The following is a 20,147-nucleotide window of genomic DNA, read 5'->3' as shown; positions in this document are numbered from 1 at the left end:
TCCCCTTCCTAAAAACGTGGCGTTGAGGAAAGACAATGGATAAAGAGCAGCGGATCAAGGTAAAAAATATCCCTACTGACGTGAAGATCGAAAAGCCCAGTGCGGCGCAAAGCGATCGATTTAATCCCCGTAACCGCATTTACGTTCGCGCTGTAACAGGCCTCCATCAATTGTTACGTCAACGTATTGGTCTGGTAGGAATGTTGGCCTTTATGTTACTTCCTTGGATTAATTACAATGGCCAGCAAGCAGTGTTATTCGATTTAATGAACCAGCACTTCACCATTTTTGGGCTGACGTTTTTACCGCAAGACCTCACCATTCTCGCGTTTATTTTTATGATTGCTGCCTTTACGCTGTTTTTGGTGACCACCTTTTATGGCCGAGTATGGTGTGGTTATACCTGCCCGCAAACCGTATGGACGTTTATTTTTATTTGGTTCGAAGAGAAGATAGAGGGCACTGCAAACCAGCGTAAAAAGTTGGATCAGCGCCCCATGGACTTTGATAAGTTTTGGCGTAAAACAGCCAAGCATGGTAGCTGGCTGCTTTTCTCTCTCTATACCGCTATTACCTTCGTTGGCTACTTCACTCCTATTCGTGAGTTGTTGCCTGACTTTCTTACCTTTTCAGCCGGTGGTTATGCGGTATTAAGTATTGCTGTCTTTACGCTATGCACCTACGGTAATGCTGGGTGGATGCGCGAAATCATGTGTTTGCATATTTGTCCTTACTCACGTTTTCAATCAGCCATGTTTGATAAAGATACCTTCACAGTCAGTTACGATGCTAAGCGCGGTGAGAAACGTGGTCCACGTGGGCGTAAACAAGATCCCAAGGAACTGGGTTTAGGCGATTGCATCGACTGTAACTTGTGTGTGCAAGTGTGCCCGACCGGCATCGATATTCGTAACGGCCTGCAGTATGAGTGCATAAACTGTGGCGCCTGTATTGATGCCTGCGATGGCGTGATGGATAAAATGAATTATCCACGCGGGCTTATCTCCTACACCACCGAGCGCAACCTTGAAGCGTCGGCAGAGAAAACCAAACCCGTTCGTGGCAAGCTGATTGGCTATTCAGTCATTCTATTTATTCTTATTGGTGCGCTGGCGGCCAATATTATGATGCGCGTGCCGATGGACTTAGACATTATCCGCGATCGGAATCAGCTGTATCGGGTCAATATGGAAGGCTTGGTAGAGAATACCTATACCTTAAAGATTCTAAATAAAGCCCAGCAAGAACAGCGCTTTAGAGTCGAAGTGCAGGGGTTGGAGCATTATCAAGTGATTGGTGAGCAGGAGTTCACCGTACAGCCGGGGCGCTCCCACAATGCACCGTTGTCGGTGATCATTGACCCTTATGACTTACGTAAGCCAATGACCGAATTTGAGTTTGTGCTTTACCCAGTGGATAGCCCTGACACTCAGCTTAAGCAATCCAGCAACTTCTTTAAAGGGCGCTAATGTGAGCGAGTTTAGTTTTGCATCTTTGACACCTGACACCATTTTAGATGCCCTTGACTCGGTTGAGGTGTACGCCGAGTCCGGGTTATTAGCACTCAATAGCTATGAGAATCGGGTGTATCAATTTTTGGCAGAGGATAAGCGCCGCTATGTTGTAAAGTTCTATCGCCCAGAGCGTTGGAGCGATGCACAAATTTTGGAAGAGCACCGCTTCACTCAAGAATTAATGGATGCTGAGGTGCCAGTGGTGGCACCTTTGACAATCAACGGCAAGACCCTGTTTAAGCATCAAGGTTATCGTTTTACCTTGTTCCCAAGTGTGGGTGGCCGGCAGTTTGAAATGGACAATCTGGATCAGTTGGAGCAACTCGGGCGCTTAATCGGGCGGATGCACCAAACGGCTAAAGCGTCTGCTTTTGAGCAGCGACCAACGCTTGGGTGCGACGAGTATTTGCATCAAGCTAAGGTTCATTTACAGCAAAGTAACTTGGTGAGCACAGCCATGTCGCTGCCATTTTATACGGTACTGCAACAGGTTATTGATAAAACGGTACAACTTTATGATTGTTCGCAGAGTATTCGCTTGCATGGTGACTGCCACGCTGGCAACATTCTATGGTCTGCGGACAACACCCTGACATTCGTTGACCTTGATGACAGCCGACAAGGCCCAGCGATTCAAGATTTATGGATGATGCTCAGTGGTGACAGGCAAAATCAGTTACTGCAGCTTGATACATTGGTTCTGGCATATGAAGAATTTGCCGACTTCGACCATTCTCAGTTGCGATTGATTGAGCCATTGCGAGCCATGCGCATGGTGCATTATATGGGCTGGATAGCAAAACGTTGGTCAGATCCGGCGTTTGAACGGAACTTTTCTTGGTTTGCTGAAGACAAATACTGGGAACAGCAAACTCTGGCTTTAAAAGAGCAGTTGGCGGCGTTAGATGAGCCACCATTAAAACTTTTACCTTAAGCACCTGCTTTTGATGTTTAATGTATACATTGAGATGACTATGATAAAAACTTTAAAATATTCACTACTACTACTTTGCCTACCTGTTGCCGCTTGGGCAGCTGACTTTAAAGCGGGCGAGCACTATCAAGTACTTGAAGCTGAAGCGTCTGAAGCTGATAAAGTAACCGAATTTTTCTCTTTCTACTGCCCTCATTGCTTCAAGCTTGAGCCTATTGTTGGGGCGCTTGAAGAGTCACTGCCTGAAGGCGTGCCTTTAGTTAAGAGCCATGTAAACTTCTTACGTATTGATAAAGATGCGCAAAACCGCTTAACTCGGGCTTACCTCGTTGCCAAAGAAGAAGGTAAAGAAGCCGAAGTAGCGCAGGCGATTTTCGATAGCATTCACCGTCAACGCGAGCCATTACAAACGCAAGAGTCTGTGGAAGCGTTGCTCGCAGAGCAAGGCATTGATGCCCAACGTTTCGCTATGCTTGCTGCGAGCGAACCTGTTGTAAATGGTGAGAAAGAAGCCGTGGATGACCAAACAACTTACTCAAAACTAGGTGCTTTGACAGGCGTGCCAACACTCATCGTTAACGATAAGTACAAAGTACATGTGCATAAAGTGGCATCGCAACAAGAGCTAAACGAGCTCGTAAACTATTTATTAGAAAAATAATCGGAGTACTCGATGAAGAAGTTCATTGCTTTAGCCATGATGGCATTAGCGCTGCCTATCAGTGCAATTGCGGCACAGTTTGAAGAAGGCACGCACTATGAAGTGGTTTCGGACAGAGCTAGCCGTAAGCCGGAAGTGAAAGAGTTTTTCTCTTTCTATTGCCCCGCATGTAACGCGTACGAAGGCTTGCTTATGGATGTAAAACCAAAGCTCAGCAAAGATGTTGATTTTAAGAAAAGCCACGTTAATTTCATGGGCGGCCGCAGCACCGAGAATCAAGATATGCTGTCACAAGCACTCGCGACTGCTGAAGTGCTGCCGCAAAAAGATAAGCTGATTGCAGCCATGTTCAGTCATATCCACACTAAGCGCGCTAAGTTTAACGAAGTCGCTGACGTGAAAGATATTTTTGTTGCCAACGGCGTAGATGGCGATAAGTTTGACAAGCTATTTAAAGGTTTTGCTATTCGCACTAAAGCCTCTAAGATGCAGCGCGATCAAGAATACTTTAAAGAAAAGGGGGCCCTACGCGGTGTTCCTACCTTTATTGTTAATGGTAAATATCGCCTACTACTAGGTCGTGAGTCAGGTGTTACCGATCCTGAAGATATTGCTGCACTAATTAACTTTCTTGCGAAAAAATAAGTTAAGAAAGACATAAAAAAAACCGCATTTAATGATGCGGTTTTTTTTATTCTGCAAACAATGTCAGTTACTTGCGAGTGAGGAACACACCGGATTCAATATGATGGGTGTAAGGGAACTGATCAAAAATCGCGAATCGCGTTACCTTATGAGTACTTGCTAGCCTATCTAAGTCGCGCTCTAAGGTGTCTGGGTTACAGGAGATGTAGACAATATTGTCATACTCACTCACCAACTTACAGGTTAACTCATCCATACCAGCACGCGGTGGATCAACCAAGATGGTCTGGCAGTTATACTCTTGTAAGTCGATGTCTTTTAAGCGGCTAAAGCTGCGTTCTTGACGCATAGCTTGGGTAAATTCCTCGCTACTCATACGAATAATATCGAGGTTAGTCACCTTATTAGCAGCGATATTGTATTGTGCCGATTTAACCGATGACTTCGAAATTTCTGTGGCCAATACGCGATTGAAAGACCCTGCTAAGGCGACAGAGAAGTTACCATTACCGCAATAAAGCTCGAGCAAATCATTATTCAAGGGGGCGCACACATCTTGAGCCCAGCCCAGCATTAGCTCGTTCACCTTGGCATTGGGTTGGGTAAAGCTGTTTTCTACTTGCTGATAAACGTACTGCTGGCCATTTACCTGCAAGCGCTCAATAACATAGTCATTCCCTAACACTTCTTTTTGTTTGCGAGCACGGCCAATGAGTTCAACATTAAAGCGTTTTTGTAATCTTGCTTGTAATTCCTTGGCACCAGCTAGCCATTGCTCGTCGAGTGGCTTGTGGTAAAGCAGGCTCACCAATGCCTCACCGCTTAGCGTCGTGAGGTAATCGATTTGAAACAGTTTACGGCGCATCAACTCATCATCTTTGAGCTCGTTGATAAGTGTGCTCATAAGGTCATTGATTAGCGGCGCACCCGGGTCAAAGTGATCAACGCGGATCTTCTCTTTGCTCACGGGGTCAAACATAATGTGGTAGAGCTCGTCCTGATCATGCCATACTCTAAACTCAGCACGTTGACGGTAATGCTTCGGCGGCGAAGCAAACACTTCAAGCTGTTGCACACCAAAGCGCGAAAACTGTGTCGTGATTCGTTGTTGTTTTTCTGTTAGCTGCGCGTCATAGGTGCTGGTATCGATATCAATTACTGGCATGCAAACCTCTCGTTATTAAGTGCGCCGCTATTGTAGGCAGTTGCCACGGTTTGTCCAGTATCGGTCATTATAAAGTGCACAAAATTTCTACAGTTTCTGTGCGTGCTGCCGATAACAGCGGTAGTAGTATATTAATTGACTCATGAATGTGTGCTGCCAAGGCTTGGCAACCACTGCAGAGGAGGGCCTTAGCTCATGAAAATTAGCGATTTAAATCATATCTTTAACCAAAGCAATCGTTCTGGTTTAAAAAATAAAGGTGATGCGCCGGCACAGCCCGCGATTAACTCTCCGAGGTTTGATAGTTACTCATCGGGTTATGGCCAAGTGGGTGCCAAGGTATTGAATGATAAATTGGCGCAAGCGTTAGGGCTCGAACAACCAAAACAGCAAAGCAAGCCGTTATTTGACTTCGAAGAGGTTGTGAAAAATGTGCTGCAGTTTGTCACAGGTGCGGTGAAAAAAGCCAAAGCTGATGGCGCCAATGACGACAAGTTACAAGAAATGCTGGCGCAAGCGCGCGAAGGCGTGCAAACCGGTATTGATGATGCCTACGGTGAGCTTGAAGATGCTGGGCTACTCAATGACGAAATTAAAACCGGCATTGAGCAGTCACAAAAAGGTATCGAGGAAGGGCTCAATGAGTTTGAGCAATCGCTTTTTGGCGAACAAAGTATTGGTAATGGTGTAGCGGTAAGCCAAGCCCAGTATATGCAGCTACAAAATAATGCCGAGTATCGCTTTACTACCGCTGAAGGCGATGAAGTGGTCGTTAGTTTAGCGCAAAACTTCCAAGCTGGTGCGGCTGCCAGTTTATTTGCCCCCGGCGAAAAGCAAGGGGCTGGCTATGCATCTGAACAGTTTGAGAAGCAGGAATTAAACTTCACGTTATCGGTTAATGGCGAATTAAATGAAGATGAGCAGCAAGCTGTAAATGATTTCATGGCGCAACTGCAAGGCGTAAGTGAAGATTTCTTTAGCGGCCAATATGATGAGGCATTCAATAAAGCCAGTGAGTTGCAGCTAGATAACCCTGAGCTAGTCGCCTTCTCTATGGATCTGACACAAACTAAAACTCGTGCTGCAATAAGAGAGTATGAGCGCTCGGCACCAGGTAAGGAGGTTGCCAAAGAGCTGCAACCTTTCAATGAATCGCTGAAAGAGGCATACAAACAGGCCGGTGACTTAGGGCTGCAAAATGAACTATCGGGGTTGATGCTTTGGCTCAATCAAGATAAAGAGCAAGAGAAAGTGCAGGAGTTTATTGACTACAGCAAAGCGATGTTCTCGCAGCTGGAGCAGCTGTTAAAAGACTCACCATCGACCCCCAACGATGACAGCGAGTAATAAACAAAAAGCACCATTCGGTGCTTTTTTAATGCCTTGGTTACATTCAGTTCATAGTACTTTAATATGATGCTCAGCAGCTATTCAGCAAACTTGTGTTTAAATTTGAAGTACAAAGTGGGGCTAAGCTTTTGTTTTTGCTTCACTGCGGTCTACACTTTGGGTGTGGAAATGAACTGTTGGCTTGGACCACGACGTAGAGCACATTGATTATTGTGGCTACGATAAGAGCAAGAAATGCCAGCTAATAAAGTCAATAACAATCGAACGAGCCCAGATTTATCAAGCAGTATTAGTCGCTTTTTTAATCTGGTGTGTGACGCAACAATGCTAAGCGCGTGCTCGATAATCGTTAACATGGGATGGATACAATGAAAATCAAATCACTCTCTGCAGCTATTGTACTGGCTTTCGCAACTCAAGGCGTTATGGCTGACGAACAAACAAACCCGCAAGAAGGCCTCCATATTGGTGTTTTTGGGGATTATTTCTGGGCCGATTGGGATCGCATTGATGGTGCGCCTGTAGGCACTGAAATTGGCGAATCTTTTGGCTCAGGTGTTGAAGTGGGTTATCGCTTTAACGAATATTGGACTGCACGATTAGAGTTTGCTGCACTCGAGCTTGATATTGAAAATACCGACAATCATAAAACCGGCGAGCGTTATGGTGCTGATGTACTATACCACTTTAACGATACCGTCTATGGTGTGTTGGGTGCTAAGAAGTTTGATGTTTATAACGACTTCAATGCGGCAAATCTAGGTGTGGGTTTTCGCCATCACCTAACTTATAACTGGGCTGCATATGGTGAAGCAAATTACTACGAAGGCTTGAACCAAAACCACTCAGATTTCGGCCTTAAACTAGGTCTTAGCTATCACTTTGGTGATAAGCCGCAGCCGAAAAAAGTAGAGCCGGCGCCAGAGCCTGTTGTTGCTCCAGTAGTTAAAGAAGAGCCGAAAGACAGCGATAAAGATGGCGTTATTGACGCGCGAGATAATTGCGCAAATACACCTATGACCGATGCGGTGGATGAGAACGGTTGTACTCGTTACATGGAAAAAGGCGATAAAGTGAGCTTGTTAGTGCGCTTCCCGCATGATAACTCAGACGTAAACCAGCGTTACTTTGACGATATTCAAGAAGTGGCTGACTTTATGAAAGAGTATCCAAAAACCACTGTGCTGTTGGAAGGTCACGCTTCTGCAGTGGGTGATGCCGCTTATAACAAAACGCTCTCTAAAAAGCGTGCCGATCACGTAGCGAACCAGCTTATCGACGACGGCATTGCCGAGTCGCGCATCAATACGGTGGGCTTCGGTGAAGAGCGCTTGTTAAACGATGCAAACACTGCACAAGCACATGCGCAAAACCGTCGCGTTGAAGCACATATCTCTGTAACTGAACGCGTAAAAGTAAATCGCAACTAAGTATCAACTGATGAGAAAGCCCAGCGCGATGCTGGGCTTTTTTGTTGCAAATAATTATTACTCAATATTCACCACTTTATATCTTCTCTTAATTGATATTCATCAAATTTATAGTGACTATTTCCTTACTGGGCAATGGCAGCAATTTTCTTCTATCTTTAAAGCCTTTATAATTGTATTTGTGTCAAAATTTTATAAATAGCACGTAAGCGCTTTGGCGATACGCGCTGTTTTCACGTCACCAAGAGGGCAAAATTGTGCTTCAAGAATATCGTAAACATGTTGAAGAGCGTGCAGCCCAAGGTATTGTGCCTGCACCACTAGATGCTCAGCAAACAGCTGACTTAATCGAACTTATTAAAAACCCACCAGCCGGTGAAGAAGAATTCATTTTAGACTTACTTGTAAACCGTGTACCACCTGGTGTGGATGACGCGGCTTACGTAAAAGCAGGTTTCCTTGCTGCAGTTGCTAAAGGCGAAACGCAAACGCCACTTATTGATAAAGAAAAAGCAGCAGAGCTACTAGGCACTATGCTTGGCGGTTACAATATTGCGCCAATGGTAGACCTTCTTGATGACGACGCTTTAGCACCGATTGCTGTAAAGGGCTTGTCACACACTTTACTTATGTTCGACGCGTTTTATGACGTGGAAGAAAAAGCCAAAGCAGGTAATAAGTACGCGCAGCAAGTTATCGAATCATGGGCAAATGCTGAGTGGTTTGAGAAAAAGCCAGCAGTACCAGAGAAAATCTCTGTTACCGTGTTCAAGGTAACCGGTGAGACTAACACCGATGACCTTTCTCCAGCTCCTGATGCGTGGTCACGTCCTGACATTCCATTGCATGCTTTGGCAATGCTGAAAAATGAGCGTGATGGCATTAACCCTGATAAAAACGGTGAAGTAGGTCCTATTTCACAGCTAGAAGAGCTAAAAACAAAAGGCTTACCACTTGCCTATGTAGGTGATGTTGTAGGTACTGGTTCTTCACGTAAATCAGCGACTAACTCAGTACTTTGGTTTATGGGTGAAGACATTCCACACGTACCGAATAAGCGTGTTGGCGGTGTTTGTCTTGGCGGTAAAATTGCCCCTATTTTCTTCAACACCATGGAAGATTCTGGCGCGCTACCAATCGAGTTAAATGTTGATGACATGAATATGGGCGATCAAATTGATATCTACCCATATGAAGGTGTGGTGAAGCGTCACGGCACCGATGAGGTGATCAGCACTTTCGAACTTAAATCTGACGTGATTCTTGACGAAGTGCGTGCTGGCGGTCGTATCCCTCTGATTGTGGGTCGTGGCCTTACCGATAAAGCGCGTGCCTCCTTGGGTATGGAACCGGAAGATATTTTCCGTAAGCCAAAGATCATTACCGACTCAGGTAAGGGCTTCACGCTAGCGCAGAAGATGGTTGGTCGCGCTTGTAACATGCCAGGTGTTCGCCCAGGCCAATACTGCGAGCCTAAGATGACTACCGTGGGTTCACAAGACACCACCGGTCCAATGACTCGTGATGAGCTTAAAGACTTAGCTTGCCTTGGTTTCTCTGCTGATTTAACCATGCAGTCTTTCTGCCACACTTCAGCCTACCCGAAACCAATCGATGTGAAAACGCACCACACGCTGCCTGATTTCATCATGAACCGTGGCGGTGTATCACTGCGCCCAGGCGATGGTGTTATTCACTCTTGGCTTAACCGTATGCTACTTCCAGATACAGTAGGTACGGGTGGTGACTCACACACCCGTTTCCCTCTAGGTATTTCATTCCCAGCAGGTTCTGGTGCGGTTGCGTTTGCAGCGGCGACCGGGGTTATGCCTCTGGATATGCCTGAGTCTGTATTGGTGCGCTTTAAAGGTGAAATGCAGCCAGGTATCACGCTTCGTGACCTCGTCCATGCTATTCCTTATTACGGCATCAAAGAAGGTCTGCTTACCGTTGAGAAGAAAGGTAAGATCAACGAATTCTCTGGCCGCATTCTTGAAATTGAAGGTGTTGAACACCTTACTGTTGAGCAAGCATTCGAGCTCTCTGATGCATCAGCGGAGCGTAGTGCCGCCGGTTGTACCGTCAAGCTGAGCCGTGAATCAATCGCTGAATACCTAGAGTCAAACATTGTCATGTTGAAGTGGATGATCTCTGAAGGTTACGGCGATGTACGTACTATCGAGCGTCGTATTAAAGCGATGGAAGAGTGGCTTGCCAACCCAGAGCTAATGGAAGCGGACAAAGATGCAGACTACAAGCACGTGATTGAAATTGATCTTGCAGAGATCAAAGAGCCAATCTTGTGTGCGCCAAACGATCCAGATGATGCGCGTTTACTCTCTGACGTAACCGGTGAGAAAATCGACGAAGTATTCATCGGCTCATGTATGACTAACATCGGTCACTTCCGTGCCGCTGGTAAGCTTCTTGATAACTACGGCGGTCGTTTGCCAACTCAACTTTGGGTTGCGCCACCAACGAAAATGGACCGTGACCAGCTAACAGACGAAGGTTACTACGGTATCTTTGGTCGTGTCGGCGCTCGTATTGAAACACCAGGGTGTTCATTGTGTATGGGTAACCAAGCTCGAGTTGCTGATAAAGCGACTGTGGTGTCTACCTCAACGCGTAACTTCCCGAACCGTTTAGGTACTGGTGCTAATGTATTCTTGGCTTCTGCTGAGCTTGCAGCGGTTGCAGCGATTTTGGGTAAACTACCTACGCCTCAGGAATACCAAGAGTATGCCGAGAAGATCAATGCGACAGCGGCTGATACGTATCGTTACTTGAACTTCCATAAAATGCCTCAGTACACCAAAAAAGCGGATGAGGTCATCATCCAGCAAGCGGTGTAATGCAGCGTTAAATAAAAAAGCCCACGCAAGTGGGCTTTTTTATGCTCAAAACAAAGTTGATTAGGTGTTTATTTTTTCACTATATAAAAATGTTGGATTATTTACCTGTTATATTTCTATGTATGCATTTTTGATGCAAAAACATATAAACTAACTGGGTAAATAAAATCAAACCACCACCGAAAATAGCTTAAGATCCCCGCAAATTTGCATAAAAGGCAGGATCTTTATGACAACGTTAAATAATCAGAACCTTCTCCAGCTTCGTTTTATCGACCAAGCTCATATCGACGCAGTAAAGCCTTCGTTTGATAATCTTCCCGACAACCCGTATGCCGATGGTGCATTTCGTAAGCGTCGCTACTCAGTGGTTAAAATGCAGCAAGGCGAGCTTACGCTACAGCCAACTAAAGCCTTTGTTCAGGACGACTCCATCAATAACTTCCAAGGCAATATTGAGCGTACCTACGAGAATCTAGAACAGTCGCTGTTGGCCAGTGCAGGCATGAAGCGCATTGTGGAAGAGTTTCGCACCATGACCGGCATCAGTGATGACCGTGATATTGAAATTCATCAGTTCCGCATGTTGGCGATTGAAAGTGATACGCCGCCGGCACCTGAAGGCGTGCATCAAGACGGCTTTGACCATGTCTGTGTATGTGGCGTATCGCACGAAAACCTAGAAGGCGGAGAGCTGCTGGTGTATGAGCATAAAGAAGCGAAACCGTGTTTTAAAATGGAGATCAAAGACGGCATGTTTGCGCTGATTGACGATCGCCAAGTTTGGCACAACGCCACGCCGATGAATAAAATTGATGATAGCAAGCCAGGTTACTTGGATTGCTTCGTGCTGACAGCTTAAGGGACAGCCATGAACTTAACCGAATTACGCCAGCAGTTTCCGGCGTTAATGCAGCAGGTGGATGGTCAATCTCCGACCTTTTTTGATGGTCCAGGTGGGGCGCAGGTTCCGCAGTCTGTTTTAGACGCGATGAGCAGTTACCTTGGCCACTACAATGCTAATTTGGGCGGCGCGTTTTTCTCCAGTGACAAAACCGTGGCGGTGATGAGTGCCGCGCGTCAAGCAGTGGCTGATTTACTTAATAGCCCAAGCCCTGAGCAAATTGTCTTTGGCGCCAACATGACCAGCCTGACATTCAGTTTCAGCCGCGCTTTGGCAAGAGACTGGCAAGCGAGCGATGAGATCATTGTCACCAATGCTGATCATTATTCAAATGTATCATCATGGGTGCAGGCTGCTGAAGACAAGGGGGCGCGAGTGCATGCGCTACGCGTCAACGAGCAGGATTGTACCTTGGATATGGCTCATTTCGAGCAGCTTCTTAATGGCAATACTAAGCTGGTGGCAGTGACCTATGCTTCCAATACCACAGGCTCTATCAATGATATTAAGCGCATTATTGAGCTTGCTCACCAGCACGGTGCGTTAGTCTATGTGGATGCCGTGCACTACGCACCACATGAGCTTATCGATGTACAAGCCTTAGACTGTGACTTCCTTGCTTGCTCAGCTTATAAGTTCTTTGGTCCGCACGTAGGCATCGTTTACGGTAAGCGCGCTCATTTGGAGCATTTTACTCCCTACAAAGTCGCGCCGGCGAAAGATGTGGTTCCGGGGCGTTGGGAAACGGGCACACAAAGCTTTGAAGGGTTGGCCGGTGTCACCGCCGCAATTGAATATATCGCCAGTTTAAGTGGTCTTGATGCCAGCACGCCACGTCGTCAGCGCTTGCAAGCTGCCTTTGCTAATAGTAAAGAGCATGAAATGGCGCTCAGTCGCCACTTCTTAACGCGTTTGGCGGAGTTTCCACAGATCACTCTGTATGGCATTAGCGATGTTGAACGAGTGCAACAGCGTACACCCACCTTTGCACTGACCATTGCCGGCTTCGAACCGCGCCAAGTTTCGGAGTTTTTAGGCCAGCACCACCTCTGTGTATGGGATGGTAACTTTTATGCGCAAGGCCTGTGTGAGCAGCTCGGCGTGATGGATAAAGGCGGAGTCGTGCGTATCGGTTGCATGCACTACAACAGCATCGCCGAAATAGACCGCTTATTCGAGCTCTTGGCAACGCTCATTAACAACGCGTAATCATGTTTATAAAAAGGCGGCGTAACAGCCGCCTTTTTTGTTAGCTACTAGGCTGTCCGTAAATTTGCTCGGCGCGGTTAAACAACACCCAAGAAGTGAGAATGTATTTGTCATTGGATATAGGCTTGTTGCCTCGGTGGGTGTGGGTGAAATAACCCGGAGCAACCACCATGGTGCCACGTTTGGGTGCTATTTTACGATTCTGATAATAAAACTCGGTTTCTCCCCCCTCGCTGACATCATTGAGATAAAACATAAACAGCAATACCCGATGCAGCGCTTCGTTGTGGCCTTGCTGGGGGTATACTTCGCTGTGCCAATAGGGGTAGCCGCCCTTATTCACTTCATACTTTTGCGCTTGAATATTCCCCAGACGAAACAGTTGCTGTAGTAAGGTGCCGATCTGCGGCTTTGCCACTTCATCAAAGTTTTCCACTGTAACATCAACTGGCTGTCCGGTTTTTGGGTGATAAACTTTAAGGCCAAAGGCGCCAATCATCATAAAAAAGTGTTCTTGCACGTAGTCCATCACGTGTCGCGCTGTTACCTGCTGGATATGTTGTAGCGCTTGAGCATACTCGGGATGGGCATTGAGGTATAAATCGCGGCTATCTTTTTTCGCTAAATCAATACCGCCAGAGGTACGCCCTGGCTGGGTATGCGGGCTTTGCTCAAAAAGGTCGATAAACTGACTACAAAACTCGTCACTAAGCGCGTTATCATAAACGCCAATAAAGTCTGACATGACTCAACCTTACCTTTTGGAATTATTATGCTTATTGAGAAGGTTCAGCCCCGTTTTAGCGAAACTGATGTCCTTGGACACATTAACAATACCGTACTCCCTGTATGGTTTGAAGCCGCCCGTACCCCTATTTTTAAAATCTTTACCCCCGATCTCAATCCCCACCAATGGCGGTTAATCGTCGCTAAAGTGGAAGTGACTTTTATGGGGGAGTTATTTTACGGCCAAGAGGTCGAGGTAAAAACCATGATAGAGCGTATCGGGTCAAGCTCCTTCGTCATTAAACAACAAGCTTGGCAGCATGGTGAATGTTGCGCCGAGGGAAAAACGGTGATGGTGCGCTACAATTTCAGTGATAAAACCTCTCAGCCCCTGAGCGATGAAGAGCGCACGGCGCTCAGTGAGTATTTATCAGACTGACTACGCAGGCCGACATAAAGGGCCGCAGAGGCGGCGGCTGATACGATGGCAATGGCCTCTTTATGGTTTTAGTTAGCGTGCCATTGCTTATGTTCCAGCGCTCGCCCCTGCGGTCGCCCCTGCAGTTATTTAATCGATGGATTGTGGTTGCTGCTGAGGGGTGGTCGCGACCATGTAATTATAAGCATTGGCACTGTCCTGTTCGCGCCACCATGACAGTTGCAACTGCTTACTATGGCGCTGTACTAGCGCGCTGCTCTCTCGCAATTGTTGCCAATCAATGCTGCTCAATTGCGCCAACGCCAACGTGCCAAAGAGCAACAGGTAAGGAAGTGCTTGCTTGGTTGTTTTGGTCATTTTTCTTTTTGCTCCAATTGCTGCTCAATACGTGCTCTCAGCGCGCGTTCTAATGCTTTGTTATCAACCTCGATCACTAAGCCCTGCTCTAAACGGCGCTGCATCTTGCGCTCAAGTGTAGCCAGCGAGCGCTGCTGTTGTGTATGCGCTGGGTTTTCAGTCACCGCCGTTGCTGTGTTAAGGCTCATAAGTACTTGAGCTCCGCCGGCATGCGCCGAGCTCAACGTCAGCGCTAATAGGGGGACGGATAAACTGCTGGCTTTCATCACCGTGCTCCTTAGTTGCCTTGCTGCTCGATAATGCGCTTGGCGACATCTTGGTTAATACGGCCAATAGACTCATGTAACTGCATATCAAGTTGTTGTTCTAATTTATTGTTTAATTGCGTCAAACTGGTACTTGGCAGAGTCGCTTTGGGCTGTGTATTAACTTGCGATTCGCCAGCCTGTGTTGCTGTCGCGAGAAGAGTGCTCATTAGTAATACTGCTTGTAGTGGCTTGTTCATAATTTAATCCTCGTTATGGGTGTTGTTTGCAAAGCCGCTTGGCTGTGCCGTTTTGTTGTTATCCATATTAGGCCGAGGTTTTCGCCGCGTCGCTTATCTACATCTTACGGATTTTTCATAACTTCATATTATTCAAAATAAACATTTAAAATCATAAAGATACCCTCAATTATTATATTTAAATATAACCTTTTATAAGGTTTTGATTCACTTTTTGTTCACCTGTGTTAGCATTGCGTTGGCTTTAATCAAGGGACTTTTTTCGAGTGCAGTACAGAGTTGGACCATGGACATTACTTGAGCAGCGAGGAGTGTTGCTTAGCGGGGATATTGAGCGAGAATTAGACCCGCTGCTGATTAAGCTGATCACTTTTTTTCTCCAACGGCCGCAGCAGATTGTTACCCGTGAACAATTAATTGAGCATGTTTGGCAGCAAGGCTATGTTGATAATAATGCCATAAATCGCGCTATTTCTGAGTTGCGGAAAAAGTTAAAACACCCTGACGATCCAGCCATTTTTATAAAAACCCACTACCGCCAAGGCTATAGTTTGGTCCGTGAAGTGGCGACATTGGATAACGCTGCCAGTGCAGCTGCGCCACAAACTGCGGCGCCAGAGCTGCTTGCGCACACTCAAGTTAACACCCACGAGGACAAGCAGCCGATAACACCTACGCGCTCAAAGCCCAGTTATGCTTGGTGGAAGTATGTGGCTGCGGTGGTGTTTATCGCTGTGCTTGCTAGTGCCGCTTACACGCTGAACGGGTCTGCGTTTTTTACACCGTCACAAACAACCGCTGTTATCGCTAAGCAAAAGCCAATGAGTCGCCACAAAGTGACCTGGAAAGTGGGCAGTGAATATGTGCCTCTTATCAACGATAGCGGACGCTTACTGGCTTACAGCAATGAAAAAGACGCATCAGGGAAAGAAGGCGCCTTTGTTCTCGATGTGATCACTCGGGACGAAGTCGCCATAACCTATAAAGAGGCTGAAGTGGCCGCCCTGTCTTGGCAACATAATAGTGATACCTTGGTGATACGCGCCAGAAACGCGACTGATAGCAGTTGCCAATATCTAGCCATAGATTTCACCAACTTCCCTGAATTAGGCGAACCTAAGCCGCTCATGGAGTGTGATCATCGTTTTGATTACAGTGGCCAGTTAAGTAATGATGGTCGCTATTTCTATTTTATCCGTGGTGAGTTGTACTCGCATTATATTGGTCTATTTAGGTACGATGTATACTCGGGCACGACTTCTCAGCTGATTGCGCCTATGGCGGACAAGGTCGGTCCAGGGTCTTTGTCGTTATCTCCAGATGGAAAGCACATCGCCTATTTACAGCTGGATCTCGACTTTCAGGTAGAGGTTTATGTATACAGCTTGGATACCGGTGAAATAAAACGCATGAACTCACCGCCCGCTAGTTTTTACAGAAACTCGGCATTGGATTGGTATAACAGTGAGACCTTACTCTATGGTGACGAAAAAGGGCGGCTATTATTTATAGACATTCACAGCGCTGAAATCGCCGAGGCCTATGCCTTACCTGATGATATCAAGATGTCAGATATCAGCTATTACGACAACTCGGTGTATTACTCACCGCTTAGTCGCATAACCTATCAAGTGGTCGCTTTGGAAAGCTTTACCGAGGCGGCTCAATATCAGCAGCTTTATGCCTCCGATAGCAGTGAATATGGGTTAGTCGCTCATAGTACCGGGCACTATTTTATTTCGCTACGCTCTGGCCGTCCTCAGGTATGGCACGCCCGTGACGGGCAGGTTAAGCAGATATCATTTCTAGATCACCCAGACCATGCTCTTTTGGACAACTTAAGGGTATCGCCTAGTGGCGAAAACATCGTGCTGACAGAGCAGAAAAAACCTTTCTTACTCGATGTTGAAACCGCAAAGGCAACGGCTATTAGTGAGCTTGCACACATTCCGATAATGGATTGGGCGTGGCATGAAAGTGGCCAATCGTTGTATGTGTTAAGCAAATCATCGTCACCACGGACTCTTTATCAGTTTGATTTTATCACTCGGGAGCTTAACAAGGTGCGCGAGACGGATGCCTTACAGCTAGTCACCGGTGCTAACGGCGAGGTCTTTTTGTTCAAAGATAAGACCTTAATATCATTAACGGATAATGCCCAGTACAGTGTGCCCTGTGAGCTATCAATGTCTTCTCATGTGCCTATCCATGTGCGCGATGGCTACGCCTATTCCATGGACTATACATACAACGTGTATCGTTGGGCTTTGACTGGAGAGCGGTGTGAGCAGGTGCAGCTACCATTTGAGATACTAAGCGCGGTGCCCGATGCTGATGGGCGCATCATTATCACTCGCAAAATGAGTGAAGATAGCTCAATCAACCGCCTTATGTGGGAATAATAAGGCCTGAGTTAAAACAATTAAACTCAGGCCCGAGAGTGGGTGTTACTTGAGCATCGGTTTTAAGTATTTACCGGTATGTGAGCGCTCGCACTCGGCTACCTGTTCTGGCGTGCCAGCAACGAGAATTTCGCCCCCGCCGCTGCCCCCTTCAGGGCCTAAATCAACGATCCAGTCTGCGGTTTTGATGACATCCAGGTTATGCTCAATCACCACGATGGTATTACCATGGTCGCGCAAACGGTGTAATACCGCCAGCAGCTGCTGAATATCATGGAAGTGCAGACCTGTCGTTGGCTCATCAAGTATATATAAGGTTTTGCCGGTATCGCGCTTGGATAATTCACGGGCGAGTTTTACCCGTTGCGCCTCACCACCGGAGAGGGTGGTTGCGGCTTGGCCAAGTCGAATATACGACAAGCCGACATCCATCAGCGTTTGCAGCTTGCGTTTTATCGCGGGGATGGCATCAAAGAACTGTCGCGCATCTTCTACCGTCATCTCTAACACTTGGTGAATATTCATGCCCTTGTAAAGCACTTCCAGGGTTTCGCGGTTATAGCGTTTGCCCTGGCAGACGTCACACGGCACGTACACATCAGGTAAAAAGTGCATTTCTACTTTAATTACGCCATCGCCTTGGCATGCCTCACACCGGCCGCCTTTAACATTGAAGCTAAAGCGGCCCACTTTGTAACCCCGTGAACGCGCCTCTTGCGTGCCTGCAAACAGCTCGCGAATCGCGGTGAAAATACCGGTGTAAGTGGCGGGGTTGGAGCGTGGCGTGCGCCCGATAGGGCTTTGATCAATATCGATAACCTTGTCGAAATGATCTAAACCTTGAATATCCTTGTACGGCGCAGGTTCAACGGCGGTTGCGCCGTTAAGTTCGGTGTGCGCCACCTTAAACAAGGTATCGTTAATAAGGGTCGATTTTCCGGAACCGGAGACCCCGGTGATACAGGTCATCAAGCCAAAAGGAATACGCACATCGACGGCTTTAAGGTTATTGCCGGTGGCACCGAATAGCTCCAGCCATTTATCAGAGGTGGCATGGCGCTCTTTGGGCACGGCGATTTCTTTGCTGCCACTGAGATACTGCCCGGTTAATGAATCAGGGTTAGCCATGATTTCATCTCGGGTGCCCTCAGCAACCACATAACCACCATGTACCCCAGCGCCAGGGCCAATATCAATAACATAGTCGGCGGCGCGAATAGCATCTTCATCGTGTTCCACCACGAGAACGGTGTTGCCTAAGTCGCGCAGGCGGGTCAGCGTTTGTAGCAGACGATCGTTATCGCGTTGATGCAGGCCAATCGAGGGCTCATCAAGCACATACATCACCCCCACCAATCCCGCGCCTATCTGGCTGGCGAGACGAATACGCTGCGCTTCCCCCCCGGAGAGGGTATCGGCGCTGCGCTCAAGCGACAGATAATTGAGACCCACATTGACGAGAAAAGACAAGCGGTCGCGAATTTCTTTGAGGATCTTATCGGCAATTTGCGCTTTTTGGCCGCTAAAATCGAGCTGCTCAAAATAGTCATAGGCTTGACCGATACTCATCAGGGTGACGGCAGGTAAGTTGGTGTCACCGATAAATACATTACGGGCCTCTTGGCGCAGTCGTGAGCCATGACAGCTCGGACAGGCTTGCGAGGTTTGATACTTAGCCAGCTCTTCACGTACCGAGTTTGACTCGGTCTCATGGTAGCGGCGCTGCATATTGTTAAGAATGCCTTCAAACTCATGATTGCGGGTAATTAGATCGCCACGGTCATTGCGGTAGCTAAAGGCTATTTTCTCCCCTCCTGAACCTTCTAGAACCACTTTTTGTGCTTGCTCATCAAGGTCTTGAAAGGGGGTGTTAAGATCAAATTGATAGTGCTCGGCGACCGATTGCAGCATTTGGAAATAGTAGAAGCTGCGTTTATCCCAGCCTTTGATAGCGCCGCCAGCAAGGCTGAGCTCACTGTTGTGAACAACGCGGTTGGGATCAAAGTACTGGCGTACCCCTAAGCCATCACAGCTTTGACAAGCCCCAGCGGGGTTGTTGAAGGAAAATAACCGTGGCTCCAGCTCGCTCATGGCATAGCCACAGGTCGGGCAAGCAAAATTGGCGGAAAACACCATCTCTTCCTGTAAGGAGTCATCCATAGCGGCAACCTGAGCAACGCCCCCTGAAAGCTCAAGGGCGGTTTCAAAGGATTCGGCTAAGCGCTGTTGCTGACCCTCTTTCACCTTAAGGCGATCGACAACCACTTCAATGCTGTGTTTTTTATGTAACTCAAGCGGCGGTGGATCGGACAAGTCACAGACCTCGCCATCAATACGGGCACGGATATAGCCTTGGGCGGCGAGTTGCTCAAGCAGCTTTACATGCTCCCCTTTACGGTTTTTGACCACCGGGGCGAGCAGCATCAACTTACTGCCCTCAGGTAACGCCAAGACTTGATCCACCATTTGGCTAATGGTTTGCGCCGCTAAGGGTAAATTGTGGGTTGGGCAACGTGGCTCACCAACACGGGCAAACAGCAATCGCAGGTAGTCGTATATTTCAGTGATGGTGCCCACCGTCGAGCGCGGGTTGTGTGATGTCGACTTTTGCTCGATGGAAATGGCGGGGGAGAGGCCCTCAATATGATCGACATCGGGCTTTTCCATAAGTGATAAAAACTGTCTGGCGTATGCGGAAAGCGACTCAACATAACGGCGCTGACCCTCAGCATATAACGTATCAAAAGCGAGGGAAGATTTGCCGGAGCCTGATAAGCCGGTGATGACAATCAGCTTATCGCGAGGGATTGTGAGGTTGATGTCTTTGAGGTTGTGGGTGCGTGCACCGCGAACTTCGATATTTTCCATTCTTCGCCTTTTACCCGTGCAATTTAATAGCCCGTAAGTATCGCATATTTGTACAGGATTTAGCGATGCCTTATTGACCTAAAGAGTGAATACTGTAACAACGAAAAACTCAGTACGAAGCACAGCAGGGCAGGCGATCAGTGTAAGATTAATGCCGCTGGGCATGTCATATTGGCGCGTGGA

Annotated in this window: 17 protein-coding genes; 11 read left to right on the top strand and 6 right to left on the bottom strand. The window is 47.2% G+C overall.

Annotated elements, in window-relative coordinates; all coding sequences use genetic code 11:
- Window positions 1-35: 35 nt before the first annotated feature.
- The 4 genes from ccoG to W04_RS04350 are packed head-to-tail and all read left to right on the top strand — an operon-like array spanning window position 36 to window position 3,754.
- Complete coding sequence (ccoG, locus tag W04_RS04365) at window positions 36-1,469, top strand: cytochrome c oxidase accessory protein CcoG (RefSeq protein ID WP_053909913.1); 1,434 nt, start codon at window positions 36-38, stop codon at window positions 1,467-1,469.
- 1 nt (window position 1,470) lies between these two features.
- Window positions 1,471-2,448 (top strand): serine/threonine protein kinase, encoded by a 978-nt coding sequence (locus W04_RS04360; protein ID WP_022943749.1) that lies wholly within the window; start codon window positions 1,471-1,473, stop codon window positions 2,446-2,448.
- Between the two features lie 40 nt (window positions 2,449-2,488).
- Window positions 2,489-3,109, top strand: coding sequence for a thiol:disulfide interchange protein DsbA/DsbL (locus W04_RS04355; RefSeq protein WP_053909992.1), 621 nt, complete (start codon window positions 2,489-2,491; stop codon window positions 3,107-3,109).
- 12 nt (window positions 3,110-3,121) lie between these two features.
- The gene (locus W04_RS04350; RefSeq protein WP_022943751.1) at window positions 3,122-3,754 is read left to right on the top strand and encodes a thiol:disulfide interchange protein DsbA/DsbL; all 633 of its coding nucleotides are present in this window, start codon (window positions 3,122-3,124) and stop codon (window positions 3,752-3,754) included.
- A gap of 67 nt (window positions 3,755-3,821) precedes the next feature.
- Here W04_RS04350 and trmA read toward each other — a convergent pair whose 3' ends face one another.
- Complete coding sequence (gene trmA / locus W04_RS04345; RefSeq protein ID WP_053909912.1) at window positions 3,822-4,919, bottom strand: tRNA (uridine(54)-C5)-methyltransferase TrmA; 1,098 nt, start codon at window positions 4,917-4,919, stop codon at window positions 3,822-3,824.
- A gap of 195 nt (window positions 4,920-5,114) precedes the next feature.
- Between trmA and W04_RS04340 the strand changes: the two genes are divergently transcribed.
- The 5 genes from W04_RS04340 to W04_RS04315 all read left to right on the top strand — a co-directional run bounded on the left by W04_RS04340 (window position 5,115) and on the right by W04_RS04315 (window position 12,667).
- Window positions 5,115-6,266 carry a DUF5610 domain-containing protein gene (locus W04_RS04340; protein WP_053909911.1) on the top strand — a complete coding sequence of 384 codons (1,152 nt, stop codon included), beginning with the start codon at window positions 5,115-5,117 and terminating at the stop codon, window positions 6,264-6,266.
- A 371-nt stretch (window positions 6,267-6,637) separates the two neighbouring features.
- Complete coding sequence (locus tag W04_RS04335; RefSeq protein WP_045979110.1) at window positions 6,638-7,699, top strand: OmpA family protein; 1,062 nt, start codon at window positions 6,638-6,640, stop codon at window positions 7,697-7,699.
- A 257-nt stretch (window positions 7,700-7,956) separates the two neighbouring features.
- The gene (gene acnB / locus W04_RS04325) at window positions 7,957-10,554 is read left to right on the top strand and encodes a bifunctional aconitate hydratase 2/2-methylisocitrate dehydratase (protein WP_053909909.1); all 2,598 of its coding nucleotides are present in this window, start codon (window positions 7,957-7,959) and stop codon (window positions 10,552-10,554) included.
- A 229-nt stretch (window positions 10,555-10,783) separates the two neighbouring features.
- Window positions 10,784-11,416 (top strand): 2OG-Fe dioxygenase family protein, encoded by a 633-nt coding sequence (locus W04_RS04320; RefSeq protein WP_022945502.1) that lies wholly within the window; start codon window positions 10,784-10,786, stop codon window positions 11,414-11,416.
- Window positions 11,417-11,425: 9 nt separating this feature from the next.
- Entirely contained in the window at window positions 11,426-12,667 is a 1,242-nt protein-coding gene (locus tag W04_RS04315; RefSeq protein ID WP_053909908.1) for a cysteine desulfurase-like protein, read from the top strand.
- Between the two features lie 40 nt (window positions 12,668-12,707).
- Here W04_RS04315 and W04_RS04310 read toward each other — a convergent pair whose 3' ends face one another.
- Complete coding sequence (locus tag W04_RS04310) at window positions 12,708-13,412, bottom strand: 2OG-Fe(II) oxygenase (RefSeq protein WP_053909907.1); 705 nt, start codon at window positions 13,410-13,412, stop codon at window positions 12,708-12,710.
- A 27-nt stretch (window positions 13,413-13,439) separates the two neighbouring features.
- On the opposite strand from W04_RS04310, the gene W04_RS04305 reads away from it, so the two are divergent.
- Window positions 13,440-13,832 (top strand): thioesterase family protein, encoded by a 393-nt coding sequence (locus W04_RS04305; protein WP_053909906.1) that lies wholly within the window; start codon window positions 13,440-13,442, stop codon window positions 13,830-13,832.
- A 129-nt stretch (window positions 13,833-13,961) separates the two neighbouring features.
- Here the strand turns inward: W04_RS04305 and W04_RS04300 are convergent, their stop codons facing one another.
- The 3 genes from W04_RS04300 to W04_RS04290 are packed head-to-tail and all read right to left on the bottom strand — an operon-like array spanning window position 13,962 to window position 14,694.
- Window positions 13,962-14,189, bottom strand: a complete 228-nt coding sequence (locus W04_RS04300) for a hypothetical protein (RefSeq protein ID WP_053909905.1) — start codon at window positions 14,187-14,189, stop codon at window positions 13,962-13,964.
- The gene (locus W04_RS04295) at window positions 14,186-14,455 is read right to left on the bottom strand and encodes a hypothetical protein (protein WP_053909904.1); all 270 of its coding nucleotides are present in this window, start codon (window positions 14,453-14,455) and stop codon (window positions 14,186-14,188) included. The genes W04_RS04300 and W04_RS04295 overlap by 4 nt, the downstream gene beginning before the upstream one ends.
- Window positions 14,456-14,466: 11 nt before the next feature.
- The gene (locus W04_RS04290) at window positions 14,467-14,694 is read right to left on the bottom strand and encodes a hypothetical protein (RefSeq protein ID WP_053909903.1); all 228 of its coding nucleotides are present in this window, start codon (window positions 14,692-14,694) and stop codon (window positions 14,467-14,469) included.
- A 266-nt stretch (window positions 14,695-14,960) separates the two neighbouring features.
- Here W04_RS04290 and W04_RS04285 point away from each other — a divergent pair, with 266 nt between their 5' ends.
- Window positions 14,961-17,096: a winged helix-turn-helix domain-containing protein gene (locus tag W04_RS04285; RefSeq protein WP_082342120.1), complete on the top strand. Its 2,136-nt coding sequence runs from the start codon at window positions 14,961-14,963 to the stop codon at window positions 17,094-17,096.
- Between the two features lie 45 nt (window positions 17,097-17,141).
- Here the strand turns inward: W04_RS04285 and uvrA are convergent, their stop codons facing one another.
- Window positions 17,142-19,964 carry an excinuclease ABC subunit UvrA gene (uvrA, locus tag W04_RS04280; protein ID WP_053909901.1) on the bottom strand — a complete coding sequence of 941 codons (2,823 nt, stop codon included), beginning with the start codon at window positions 19,962-19,964 and terminating at the stop codon, window positions 17,142-17,144.
- Window positions 19,965-20,147: the final 183 nt, after the last annotated feature.

It is taken from the genome of Pseudoalteromonas sp. SW0106-04, assembly GCF_001293805.1.
Taxonomy (GTDB): Bacteria; Pseudomonadota; Gammaproteobacteria; order Enterobacterales; family Alteromonadaceae; genus Pseudoalteromonas; species Pseudoalteromonas ruthenica.
This window is presented reverse-complemented; position numbering and strand designations above follow the sequence as displayed.

What these genes read in the sequence shown, in the direction of transcription:
- ccoG (WP_053909913.1), top strand. Translation starts at nt 36, where the DNA reads ATGGATAAAGAGCAGCGGATCAAGGTAAAAAATATCCCTACTGACGTG.
- W04_RS04355 (WP_053909992.1), top strand. Translation starts at nt 2,489, where the DNA reads ATGATAAAAACTTTAAAATATTCACTACTACTACTTTGCCTACCTGTT.
- W04_RS04350 (WP_022943751.1), top strand. Translation starts at nt 3,122, where the DNA reads ATGAAGAAGTTCATTGCTTTAGCCATGATGGCATTAGCGCTGCCTATC.
- trmA (WP_053909912.1), bottom strand. Translation starts at nt 4,919, where the DNA reads ATGCCAGTAATTGATATCGATACCAGCACCTATGACGCGCAGCTAACA.
- W04_RS04340 (WP_053909911.1), top strand. Translation starts at nt 5,115, where the DNA reads ATGAAAATTAGCGATTTAAATCATATCTTTAACCAAAGCAATCGTTCT.
- W04_RS04335 (WP_045979110.1), top strand. Translation starts at nt 6,638, where the DNA reads ATGAAAATCAAATCACTCTCTGCAGCTATTGTACTGGCTTTCGCAACT.
- W04_RS04320 (WP_022945502.1), top strand. Translation starts at nt 10,784, where the DNA reads ATGACAACGTTAAATAATCAGAACCTTCTCCAGCTTCGTTTTATCGAC.
- W04_RS04315 (WP_053909908.1), top strand. Translation starts at nt 11,426, where the DNA reads ATGAACTTAACCGAATTACGCCAGCAGTTTCCGGCGTTAATGCAGCAG.
- W04_RS04310 (WP_053909907.1), bottom strand. Translation starts at nt 13,412, where the DNA reads ATGTCAGACTTTATTGGCGTTTATGATAACGCGCTTAGTGACGAGTTT.
- W04_RS04305 (WP_053909906.1), top strand. Translation starts at nt 13,440, where the DNA reads ATGCTTATTGAGAAGGTTCAGCCCCGTTTTAGCGAAACTGATGTCCTT.
- W04_RS04300 (WP_053909905.1), bottom strand. Translation starts at nt 14,189, where the DNA reads ATGACCAAAACAACCAAGCAAGCACTTCCTTACCTGTTGCTCTTTGGC.
- W04_RS04295 (WP_053909904.1), bottom strand. Translation starts at nt 14,455, where the DNA reads ATGAAAGCCAGCAGTTTATCCGTCCCCCTATTAGCGCTGACGTTGAGC.
- W04_RS04290 (WP_053909903.1), bottom strand. Translation starts at nt 14,694, where the DNA reads ATGAACAAGCCACTACAAGCAGTATTACTAATGAGCACTCTTCTCGCG.
- uvrA (WP_053909901.1), bottom strand. Translation starts at nt 19,964, where the DNA reads ATGGAAAATATCGAAGTTCGCGGTGCACGCACCCACAACCTCAAAGAC.